Raw genomic sequence first — 11548 nt, 5'->3', positions numbered from 1 at the left:
TCCCCAAAATTGGGGGACCAACGGGGGCTTGGATGTAGCAAATGAGACTTTTCAGACAACCTCTCAGCAAAGCACTAGTATAGATGCCAATTTGTCGCTTCATGGCACTCAGAAATACTAGACTCATTACCAACACCATTGGCAACTTAGCTTTGATACCAATGAAATCAGGATTTGATAATGTAATTAACCCATCTAAGGAAGGAGCATTAACATGTCCGTCTGGATTTCTAGTGGCTGAAAATAGAATCGATTTAAAGAATCCTTCTGCATTCCATAAGATAAATGGTAGTGACGTTATCCCAGGGATAACAAGTATTAACAACAAAGCGATGAAGGTATCCTTTACAGGATTATCCTCTGATGATTGCCAAGCCCAAATCAGATAAAGTGGTACTAAAAATATAGCAATTTGTTTAATCCCTAAAGACAAGCTAAACATCAAGAAAGCTTTGGACTTGTGTTTCGGCAGTAACATCAGGGAAAGAATCATAAAAAATATGGCTAGGAAATCCAAGTTAGCGTCGATACTAACATAAAGCGTCCATCGGTTCAGTAACCATAATAAAGCAGCAAACCAGCCAAAAATAAATAATTTATGGTTATACAAATGATAGAAAATTAGACCAGCAATCCCGATATTAACCATTAAAAATATCGGTCGCCATAGGGAAATCCAGTCTGAGTAGTCTTGGAATCCCAATAATTGAGTTAATGCTGAAAGCCAATAAAAAATGGGTAAATACGTAGCATACTTCTGATTTTATCTCATATTTCCCGATAAGACTCTAGCGTAGGGATTTTGCCCCGATAAAATTCGCTTCCCTTCTACCCAGCTATAGTAAATATCATGTCCTTCAGTGTTATAGTTCCAAACTTGTAAAAGTTTGACATTAATGACAACACCGACAACAGCGATTAAAATTAGACAGATAATTACTAAAGTCTTTCTTTGAATCATCATCATTTTAGTTCTTGGGTAAGCCTTCAGCCGTCAGCTTAATTAAAATAAACCTCGAATGGGAGAATTTAATAGTTCGAGATTAATGAGAATTGAAATTCTGAGGAAAAGCCCATTGCGCCTAGGGCATTAGCTGATAGCTGATAGCTGATAGCTGATAGCTGAATGCTTACCTTCTTGGTTAATAAAAAATTGTTAATTACTAATTAACAATTAACGAATAACCTTAAATGATAAGTATTCAATCGAACTTGAGCTCACGGTTTATTTTTTCAGGACGCCCCATCCCAGCTGTGATGGCATAACTTTGAGCCAACAACTGTAACCAAAGCCGTGGATAACGCTTTTCAAGCCAGGGCTGTAACCGTCGAACTAGACTGGGAAACCAACCTTTGAGCAACCCGCTGACAAAGGCATTGCTAGTAAAACTTAAGTAACTGCCTACCCAAAGCAAGAAATCCTTTGCACCAGCCATTTCCAAAATCCAGGGGATGAGGGCAGGGTTTCGGCGAGCTGCTTTGAGTGCCAGTCGATTAAAGGTTAACCAACTGAAACGGTCTTTAATAAACGTATCTGGTACCTCCGGTGGTTCATCTGCCAACAAACCAAAGAAGGTATTGAGCATGGAGTTAATCCGCTGGGGTGGTAGATGACGACCTGTTGGTACCATCATCCCCTGGGAAAAGAGCCAGGTCACAGCAATATTACTTTGATAGGCACGAATTTGATTTAAATCCTTAGCACTCAAAAGATTGTGCCGCAAGGCAGTTTCCAAGAGATCGGTTAAGCGATAGAGGTTACGCACTAAGGAACCGAAGCCAGTGAACACCAAGGGGGACTGAAGGGAGGCAGCATCACCAATGGCAACCAGTCGGTCGAAGGCCACAATGCGATCGCGACTTCCCACCGTAAAATGTCCGGGAATATACCCAAAGGTTGGCTTCTTCCACACCAATTTTTCCATATCACATCGGCGGTATTCCGGTAAGATAGTAAAGAAATCTTCATACATTTCTAATAAAGAGCCGGGATTCTCAGGATGTATCTGATGGTAATGGAACAAATAAATTGTCAATTCCTGACCTGCACCAGGGAACAACTCCCAAATCAGTTGACGTCCCCGGGAAATATCCCCATGACTATTGAGAACATCACCATAATCGGGATCCCACACCTGAGGCTCTAATCCCTCAATCACAGCCCCCACCGTGGGACAGACACTATTAAACGCCCTACCCCCATTGAGTTGCCAAGCAATTGGTGAAGCCGTTCCCATGGCATCTACTAACAGACGACCACTCGCTTGTCGGTGAGATTTAGTCGGTAAGTGTTGCAAATCCACCACAACTTCCTCTGGGGTGATAGTTGCTTGGATAAACTCTGTCTCATCCCAGATTTCTCCCCCAGCACTGGTGAGCTTTGTTCCACACAGTTGCAAAAACTTAGCAGAATCAATGGCGATATTGAGCACCGTTGGCGTGTGCAAGATGGCTGCTTTCAAGTGGGGTGGGTTGTTGCTATCAAAGAACTTATTAAATCCATCAAGGTATTCCCTAGCAATGATCCCTTCAAACTCAGTTGGGGTAAATAAACCCAAATCAATCAGGCTTTGAAACTCATCCCGTGAAATATTCCATTCCCGGTTCATCCGCCCAAAGGTTAACCGCTCAATCAGCAATACCCGATAACCCCGCTGCGCCATTGTTGCAGCATGGATCACTCCCAAAGCACCACCGATGTAGATTACGTCGTACTTAGGGGTTGAAGGTTGCAGGTTAGATGGTTGAAGGTTAGTCGGTTGAAGGTTAGATGGTTGTTCGCGTAGCGTGGCCTTCAACCCCTTAAACACTACCTGCTTGGGCTGCTCGGGGTTACGAACCCCCTCACGCCAGCGCTTTTCCCACCAATAAACTCGATTCAGGTCATATTCTCCTCTAGGCATTTTCCGGAAAAAGTGCACAGTCTGAGGATAATAGGGTGCTAATGCTTCAAAGATGGATTGCTCAGATAACTCTACATCCGGTGGTTCTGGATAGTGGTAGGGGAATTGCTCCCGAAGACTCTGGGTCAGCTGTCTTAGAATTAGCGTTTCGCCGCTCAGGGGCTTTTCGGACCAACGAAAAGCTTTGAGGTAGGTGGTTCGCTGCACAGACCACACAAAAATCGAGATTTCTGGAATCAAAGATAGGGCAACTGTAGTCTTGTGATTAGAATTCTCATCAGGAGTAGTCTCCCATTGCAGACGAATACCATCTGGCGTGATTATCTTATCCCCGAGCTTAGGCTGCCATTCCTGTTGCAACCATTGGCAGACAGTCTTGGTGTCTGGTGTAGGGATTTCTACGTACAGAATCTCTTTCATAGGGGTTATGTGATCACAAATTTCATTAAGAGGAGAGACGGAGGTAATCAGTGATGAAAATACGCTAAGCTTCCAAGTATCGACTTGTTTAATATTCGTAAAAATACTTTACATTGATTTCAGTTTAGTTATAGTCAAGGGTGCCCTTGTTTGTTAGGTATGAATTATCCCATTCCAGCTAGTCCACAAGAAATAGTCGCCCTACGTCAACAACCAGTTGATGAAGAACTGGTGGTAATGGCGATTGCTGGTGTCATTCAAATTGCCCGTCAAGAAGGACAGTCTCTTGACGATTTAACTGCCGAAGTCTTAGCAGAAGACGATTGGCTTGATCACTCACAAAGAGTATTACTCAATGACCTGGTTGTCCAAGCCTGGGAGAGTCTGCCTGAATTAGAATGGCAGGCGTCTTAAGCGACGCCCAAGCTGCTTAGGTTAATTGCTACGACTCAAGCCATAACGCATCTACCTTTTTCATCATTGATTGATTGATTGATTGATTGGTATTAGACCTGCCAGACTTAGTAGTTTTCTGATCTTGTTTGCGTCAATTGTTGTTTATGCAAGCTTTTTGCCTGACAACTGCGGCGAAGTCTATTGATTGGCAAATTTCCCCCAGTTATAACATTACTCCTGAGTCAAACTAGATCTTTAACACAACCGATCAATTCCTATTCCCCTTGCCTAGTAGCTTGATCACGCTCTCTTAGCTGCAAGAGAATTTGGGCATGAAATTCCTTGGTGATGGGATAGAAGTAAGCAAGTACTACACCACCAATCAAGAATAGAGTTGGCAGTGGTCCCATAGCGATACGGATGGCTAGCAGTGCGGAATCGGGTTGGGTGGGGACTGGTTGCCCAGCAGTAGATGAGATGAATCCTGACCACTCTAGGACAATACCGACTAAAAACAACCCTAGGGCTAAACCAAGTTTTTGCAGCAAAACCATGAAGCCATAAAATATCCCTTCCCGACGCTGACCTGTGGTCAATTCATCAAGTTCAATCACATCCGGCACCATGGACCAGGGGATGAGATAAGCCACAGAAACCCCAAAACCAGCCATAACAGCTAAACAGTACATTAAGGCCACTTGACCAGGTTGTAGCAAAAATATACCAACTTGAGCGATAACCCAGAGACTAGTGCCCATAAAGTAAGCGGTTTTTTTGCCCAATCGCTCACTTACCATCTTCCAGAAAAACAGCATCAATAAGGCAGTACCTTGAATCGCAAGGGCGACTAAGGAAAAGCTAGACTCGGGCAATCCCATCCAATTGACTATGAAGTAAAGCAAGATAGAACCGATTAACTGGACAGCTAACCAGGAACACAGGTAGATGCCAATCACATAGAGAAAAGGCTGGTTACTGAATACAATCCGCAGTTGCTCAAAAAAGGATAAGGAGGCTGAAGTGTCAGCTTCAGAGCGCTCTGTGAAAGCAAAGCTATCTTTCAGGTGGGGTTCTGGGGTAGAAAATATCAGAGTTATACCAAAGACGGTAATTAGTAAACCAAGAAGACTCAGAAAGATACCAGTGATATCAGGGTTGCTAGTGGCACCCAATAATTTGGCAGTCACTGGGATAATCCGGGCAATGCCATAGAAAAATGATAGGGGTCCAATTAGGGTCAGCAGAGTTCCTAGAGTCTTTTTCTGCTGAGTTCCCAATATAGGCTGTGCACCTCGTTCTTGGATGCGCAGCACACACCACAATATCGGCACCACCGCCAGCAAGGTGCAGACTAACCCTAGCACTAGATATTGCTTCCCACTATCACCGGCATAGGCACTAAAAATTAATCCCCCTAGAACTAAGGTTAGGATGCTGCCACCGATGGAAAAGGTAAAGCGAAAGCTGTTGAGGCTAGTGCGTTCGTTGTAGTCTTGGGTGAGTTCTGGGGTGAGGGCGGTGTAGGGTAGGTTAACTGCAGTGTAGGCAATGTTGAACAGAATAGCAATCAGAAGGTAGTAGCTAAACAGTAACCAGTTATTAATGGTATTGTTATTGCTGAAGTGGGGGACAATCCACTGTAAGAAAAACAGAAAACCAAAGGGAATTGCCCCAAACAGCATCCAGGGAATGCGACGCCCCCAACTAGAACGAGTGCGATCGCTCATAATCCCAACCATGGGATCATTGATGGCATCGGAAACTTTGCCAATCATCAGAATACTCCCTGCCAAACCGGCTGGTAAACCAGCCACATTGGTTAAAAATGGCAGGAGGTAAAAGACTAAGAGATTGGCGGTCATGGCTGGACCCATATCTCCAGCACCATAAGCTAGTTTGGTGGTAAAGTTAAGCTTTTCGAGTCCACCGGAGACTTGGGGACGATTACTGGCATCAGAACTAGAAACATCAGTCATAACCGATAAGATAATTGAGCTAGGCAATGTGGTGATAGGAATTTTTTTAGCAAAACGAATCACTCATAAGCCATTTCTAACATTAGACTTCTTGTAGAAGTAGGGAAATTCCGAACTTGGGAAATTCGGAACAACCGCTGGTAATGGTCGAATAGTTTTCGACTTTTGCTAATGGTCGATTCCCTCACCAATACCTAACCAATATCAATTGCGCGAACTATGTCAGAACTTTACGTCTCCTGGTCAGAGTACTATGAAAAAATCGAACGGCTAGCTGTCAAAGTCTATCAAGCCGATTGGGATTTCAACCAGATTGTCTGTATTGCTAAGGGAGGATTACGGGTTGGTGATATCCTCTGCCGCATTTACAATCAGCCCTTAGGGATTATGTCTGCTGCTTCCTATACCGGACCAGACAATCGGATCCGAAGACCGATTACGTTTTCGAGCCACCTGGCGATGACGACGGCAAAATTAGGTACTCGGATCCTGTTGGTGGATGATTTAGTGGATTCTGGTATTAGTCTACGAGAGGGGATTAAATGGCTTTATAGTCATTATGGTACAGAAATTGAGGAGATTCGTACTGCTGTGATCTGGTATAAAGGCTGTTCTGGGATTGCTCCTGATTACTATGTGGATTATTTGCCAGATAATCCTTGGATTCATCAGCCTTTTGAACCGTATGAGTCCATGAGTCCAGCTGATTTGGCTCAAACCTATTTAATTAGAGAAGTGTGATCCTATCAGCACAGAGGGAGCAGAGGAACCAGAGGGGGCACAGAAATAATAGTTGAAAGTAACCTAGGACTGAACAGAAGTGATATAATATCGAGACTCGACTACCTTGCTCTACTCAAGCTAGCAGAATTGGAGATTTTCCCAGTAAATGCGATCGCTTTCTGGGGGGAAAGACTGGATAGTTTGGAAATTATGATCCTAGAGGCAAGAGAGTACGATTTCGCTTTTCGCAGCACCCCAAGGGGCAATCCCATGGGGAATTGTGATTGACTTAGCTATGACTCATAGCCCTCAAAATGCAATTTTAGGGCTATACAAAGGCAGACGCTTAATTTGGCTGGCCTGAGGCTAGGCTAGCCATAAAAATTTATGGCTTCTGACTCAATCGTGCCGAATTGGCATCATACTATTGGTTAGGCTATCACTGGATAGAGAGGTGACAAGCCATAATCTGATCTACGTAAATACTAGAACAAAATACCTAGAACAAATGGAAATGTCAACAGTAGAACAAACAGAACAAACGGAAATGTCCACAAACCCTGAACCCGAAAATAAGAAAGAAAATAAGAAAGGGTTACGAGGGACCCCAGCCCAAGCTACAACTCGCCTCCTGTTACACTTGTGGAATCTAGGAGGATCAAAGCAAGAAGTCAAAAGAAAAGACTTAAGTGATACAGTGAAACTGAATAATGAGAGGTCTGGTGATTATACTGACATCTTTAAAACATTGGAAACAGATGGGACGATCAAGAAAACAAAAAAAGCCCGAATCGAGTATGTGTTTTTGACAGAGCAAGGCTTGGAAGTGCTAGACGCTGGCATCAAAAGCGCTGATTTTGAGTTTGACGGTAGTCTGGTCAGAGCCAAGGATGTCAAGGCTGTTCTAAATTGGATTCGAGAAAGAAGCTCAGTGGCTAAGGTCGTTGACCCAGGCGCTGATGCTGAGAAAACTGGGGAAAATGCGATCGCTTCTTATGAAACCTTTGAGTCGGTGGTCTTGGAGGTTTACGACAAGCTAAATCAGGACTATAACCTTGATGATCTCGTACCGATTTATCGGATTAGACGGGAAATTGGGGATAGTGTCAGTCGTTCCCAGTTTAATGAGTGGTTGTTGGAAATGCAGGCTAAGGATATTTTGCAACTCCAAGGCGGTAGCTTACCGGATAGCGATCCATCCCAAATCGAAGATTCCATCACCACAGAACTGAGTGGATTACGCTGCTATGCTAAGCGGCTATAATCCTAGGCTGGCCTGGTTATTGTAATAAATCTCTGTTGACTGTTTGTAGCGTTTCCTCACACTAACATGACTAACAGTTTATCATGACTAATAGTTCATCTCCCCTTGAACAACTCCAGAATGCCATCAAAAAACAAAACCCTTTTAACAGAGAGTTGGTTGTCAAGAAGCAAAATGTATGGAAAAAAGAATTCCCTCACGTTCCTTCTATAAATGCTCATGCCTCCGACGCGGTTTTTAAGGCAATTGAAGAAGTTCGTGGCGGGGAGCGTCACGTTATTGGCATTACCATCAAGGCTGAACCAGGGTTAGGCAAAACTCATTTGCTCAGTAGGGTTCGCCATCAACTTCAATCTGATGGCGGTGCTTGGTTTGTCTATATGACTGATTACAATGACCTTAACCGGATCAAGCCGGAATTTTTTAAGACCCTGGCATTAAGTCTCAAGGAGGTTGGTAGCCAGGGGGTGAGTCAGTGGCAAGATTTAGGGACTGCTTTAGCCAATGAGGCGATGAAAAGAAGTTACACATCTCAGCAGTTAGTCAATGTATTTCCCAATGCCTTGGCTAAAAATCCCAAGCTAATTGATCAACTGACTGATAAAGTTCTTGAAATCAAGACAGACATCGACAATCCGGATCTGATCAGAGCGATTTTATGGACATTATCAAAGCAGCATGCCCCTTATGCTATTAAATGGCTGTCTGGCCAAAGTTTAGCCCAGAAAAAAGCTGACGAGATGGAGTTACCCAACAATTCGGAAGATGACAAAGACGCTTTCGATATAACTTGTCAGATTTTAGACCTAATTAGTGATTACAATCCCTTGGTGGTGTGTTTTGATCAATTAGATAGTACAGAATGTGATGATGGAGGGTTTACCAGAGCACAAGTTATTGCCAGCTTAGCAACAGATTTATACAATAGCATTAAACGGGGTGTGCTGCTGACCGCTATGTATCCTGACACTTGGACACATCAAATCAGAGCATTAGATTTAAATGAGGCAGTTGTTGACAGAATAGGCGAGCGAGAAGTTGAGTTAAATCCTCTAAATTCTGAGCAGATAATTGATCTAGTGTCCCTACGGTTAAAAGCGTTTTATAATCAGAATAAACTAACTCCTCCTCAGCGGGTTTATCCCTTTACCGAAGAAAAACTGAAAGAATTTGGGAAACAACGACCAACAGCAAGAGATGTTCTTAAATGGTGTCAAACTAACTGGGGATTACCTAATGGTCAGCAAGTTTCATCCCATAGACCTGCTATAAATCCGGTTAGTTCTGCTTATAATAACGAGATCAAAAATATTGACAATGAAGAGTATATGGAGGATGACCCTCAGCTCACTAACGCTATCAAGTTTGGCCTCAACCAACTCATAGGACAGATAGTGTCAGGAGTCACAATCGAAAAAATTGAAGCTCCAGTTAAACCTAAAAATAAATACTTAGGGCTCAAGATAGTTGGTAAAGAAGACGGGAATACGGTCAAAATCGGACTAGCGGTGATCCAAGCCTCTGTTGGAAATACTGTAACGGCTGGGTTATCTCATCTTGGGAATTATAAAAAATATGATCTGACCCGTGGTTGTTTAGTCCGCTCTAAACCCATAAGTCAAAGTGCTAAGAAGGCTCAAGAGTGTTTGAATAACCTGAAGGCTCAAGAAGGAAAATGGGTAGTGTTGAAAACAGAGGAGGTTAAACCCTTAATTGCGATTCGCTCTGTTTATGAGAGTCGTGAAGACTATGAGTTGAGTGAAGAGCAGATTAAGGATTTTATCTCTAACACAAAGCTAGCCATAGATAACCGATTACTGCGAAAAATTTTGAGTGCTCCATCGGGACAAATTCCTGAAGAGGCAGTGGATGAAGAGTCGGAAAGTTAAAGGATGAGTAAGTCAATGAATCTATAGCATTTTCCTTTGATTTGTGAACATACTCCCTTAAGGAAAGGCAAGAGGCAAGAGGCAAGAGGCAAGAGTTAAGAAAATATATAGGGATTTTTGGTAATATCAAAAAAGTAACTTTCTTTGGTATAATTGATTTATAAATGCTAGAGTTGACAGGAGTTACATAGTTGACGCTAGGGATGAGATTGATTGATAGTAAGTGATCTAGATATCTACTAATGAGTCAGCAAGATTTAATTTCAATAGCCCTACTTTTACCGGCACCAGATATCGAAGCCTTAATTCAAGGGCGAATGATTGCTGCTATACCTCAGCTATTTATCAATCCAGGGCGAAAATTTGTCCTATATCCGTCTAAGATATTAACTAATAAGATATCAAGGAATAATCCATCAAGTCATTGCCTGTATCCTGAGCAATATTATCGCTCTAGTTTTAGAGAAATAGCCCAAAAAAGTCTAACGGCACTGAATTCTGAGACAGTTTTGATTAAGGCTTGGGCTAGGTGTGAACTTTGCCAACACCTGAAGAAAACTGAATCCTTGGAGAAGTTATCACTGTTAACGGTATGGACAGCAGCCGGATTACAAGCAAGACTTGAGAAACAGCAGGGTATTTTCCTGGCTTACTTGCGGGTTTATCAGTTGCCTAAAGTTCTTGAAGTACCTAGACATGATAGTATTAGTAATATTAGAAATACTACTAGTCAGCCCCTTGGAAAGTTTGTTAGTTTAGGTGATAATATTAGGGTTACTGACGATTGGCCAGTATTAAGCGATCGCATTTTCAGCCAACGGCGACACCAGCTAGAAAATCGACTCCCGCCACTGTATCCGGAATTGGAAGAATTACAGAGTCAAATCGCTAACCTGGCAATTACTAACCCAGCTGCTAAAGCCCTTGACGAAGAGATCAAAAAATTTATAGGCTGGAGTAGCAACAAGCAGTTAACCTCATCTAATCCAGATTTAGCTTGGATAAATACCATCGCAGCATTGGGAAATCGCAGCAAAGAGTTGGATCAAGGTAAAACTAATTATCAAGCTGGTACAGATTTTGAAAATATTGTTCGTGATAGCCTTAAGTTTCTAGGATTTACCATCGACCATGCTCACAAAGGTGGTGCTGGTGGCTTAGATTTATTCTGCTCAAAACCTTATCCCTTGGTGGGTGAGTGCAAGGCTGGGAAAAAAATTCCTAACGATACGGCAGTACAACTGTTGAATTTAGGAACATTACGTTTAAACAATCAAGAACTACTTAATAAAACGGCTAAGTTAATCATTGGCCCTGGTGAGCCGACTAAACAACTTATGGATGCAGCTATTGTACATGGTATGGCAATTATTAATCCTGAAACTCTTCAGAAGCTGGTGAAACTTCAAAGCCAGTATCCCAATTCCGTTGATTTAATTATACTAAAGGATTACTTGATACCTGGTCAAGCTGATCAGGAAGTTGAGAAATATATTAATCATGTTTCTGAAAAACTGAAATTGCGATCGCATATTGTCCAGCTGGTGAAAAAGCTGATTGACGATAGAGATAATCACACCGTGGGAGTAGAGATGATCTATGGAGCCTATAACTTCTCCAATCCACCCCAGTCCTTGACTCAGGCAGAACTACACGAAATATTGATTGAGCTTTCTTCTCCCTTAACTGGCTACTTGGGGAGAATCAAGGAAACGGATAGTAAAAGTGATTGCTTTTACTTCCTGCGGGACTTGCCCATGGATTAATTAGCACTTGTTCAGTCTAGTATTTTTCAATTTGGTGAGGTACTTTTTTTGAGGGAGCAGGGAGCAGGGAGCAGGGAGCAGGGAACAGGGAGCAGGGAGCAGGGAGCAGGGAGCAGGGAATAGGCAAGAGGCAAGAGGAACCCACCCCTAACCCCTCCCAGGAGGGGAAGGCAAGAGGCAAGAGGCAAGAGGCAAGAGGCAAGAGGAACCA

The 11548-nt window shown here is 42.8% G+C and carries 8 protein-coding genes and 2 pseudogenes; 5 read left to right on the top strand and 5 right to left on the bottom strand.

Annotated features, from left to right (window positions below; genetic code table 11):
- From F6K20_RS08505 to F6K20_RS08495, 3 genes and pseudogenes are all read right to left on the bottom strand, one after another.
- Nucleotides 1-703 (bottom strand): annotated as a pseudogene (locus tag F6K20_RS08505) (hypothetical protein); the annotation flags it as partial.
- A gap of 60 nt (nucleotides 704-763) precedes the next feature.
- Complete coding sequence (locus F6K20_RS08500; RefSeq protein ID WP_008181088.1) at nucleotides 764-967, bottom strand: hypothetical protein; 204 nt, start codon at nucleotides 965-967, stop codon at nucleotides 764-766.
- A gap of 235 nt (nucleotides 968-1202) precedes the next feature.
- A complete protein-coding gene (locus tag F6K20_RS08495; protein WP_008181086.1) occupies nucleotides 1203-3323 on the bottom strand; it encodes an NAD(P)/FAD-dependent oxidoreductase in 2121 nt (706 codons plus the stop codon).
- A gap of 159 nt (nucleotides 3324-3482) precedes the next feature.
- Between F6K20_RS08495 and F6K20_RS08490 the strand changes: the two genes are divergently transcribed.
- Nucleotides 3483-3737, top strand: a complete 255-nt coding sequence (locus F6K20_RS08490; RefSeq protein WP_008181083.1) for a hypothetical protein — start codon at nucleotides 3483-3485, stop codon at nucleotides 3735-3737.
- A gap of 257 nt (nucleotides 3738-3994) precedes the next feature.
- Here F6K20_RS08490 and F6K20_RS08485 read toward each other — a convergent pair whose 3' ends face one another.
- Nucleotides 3995-5695 (bottom strand): MFS transporter, encoded by a 1701-nt coding sequence (locus F6K20_RS08485; RefSeq protein ID WP_044492460.1) that lies wholly within the window; start codon nucleotides 5693-5695, stop codon nucleotides 3995-3997.
- Between the two features lie 219 nt (nucleotides 5696-5914).
- Here F6K20_RS08485 and F6K20_RS08480 point away from each other — a divergent pair, with 219 nt between their 5' ends.
- The 4 genes from F6K20_RS08480 (at nucleotide 5915) to F6K20_RS08465 (ending at nucleotide 11337) form a co-directional block, all read left to right on the top strand.
- The gene (locus F6K20_RS08480; protein WP_008181079.1) at nucleotides 5915-6436 is read left to right on the top strand and encodes a phosphoribosyltransferase; all 522 of its coding nucleotides are present in this window, start codon (nucleotides 5915-5917) and stop codon (nucleotides 6434-6436) included.
- A gap of 490 nt (nucleotides 6437-6926) precedes the next feature.
- Nucleotides 6927-7682, top strand: a complete 756-nt coding sequence (locus F6K20_RS08475) for a hypothetical protein (protein ID WP_083373640.1) — start codon at nucleotides 6927-6929, stop codon at nucleotides 7680-7682.
- An 83-nt stretch (nucleotides 7683-7765) separates the two neighbouring features.
- Nucleotides 7766-9571, top strand: a complete 1806-nt coding sequence (locus tag F6K20_RS08470) for a hypothetical protein (protein WP_008181077.1) — start codon at nucleotides 7766-7768, stop codon at nucleotides 9569-9571.
- A 242-nt stretch (nucleotides 9572-9813) separates the two neighbouring features.
- A complete protein-coding gene (locus F6K20_RS08465; RefSeq protein WP_008181076.1) occupies nucleotides 9814-11337 on the top strand; it encodes a DUF1802 family protein in 1524 nt (507 codons plus the stop codon).
- Nucleotides 11338-11353: 16 nt separating this feature from the next.
- Here the strand turns inward: F6K20_RS08465 and F6K20_RS08460 are convergent.
- A pseudogene (locus F6K20_RS08460) lies at nucleotides 11354-11548 on the bottom strand (hypothetical protein); the annotation flags it as partial.

The sequence above is a fragment of the Moorena sp. SIO2C4 genome, from assembly GCF_010672485.1.
In the GTDB taxonomy this organism is placed as follows: Bacteria; Cyanobacteriota; Cyanobacteriia; order Cyanobacteriales; family Coleofasciculaceae; genus Moorena; species Moorena producens.
This window is presented reverse-complemented; position numbering and strand designations above follow the sequence as displayed.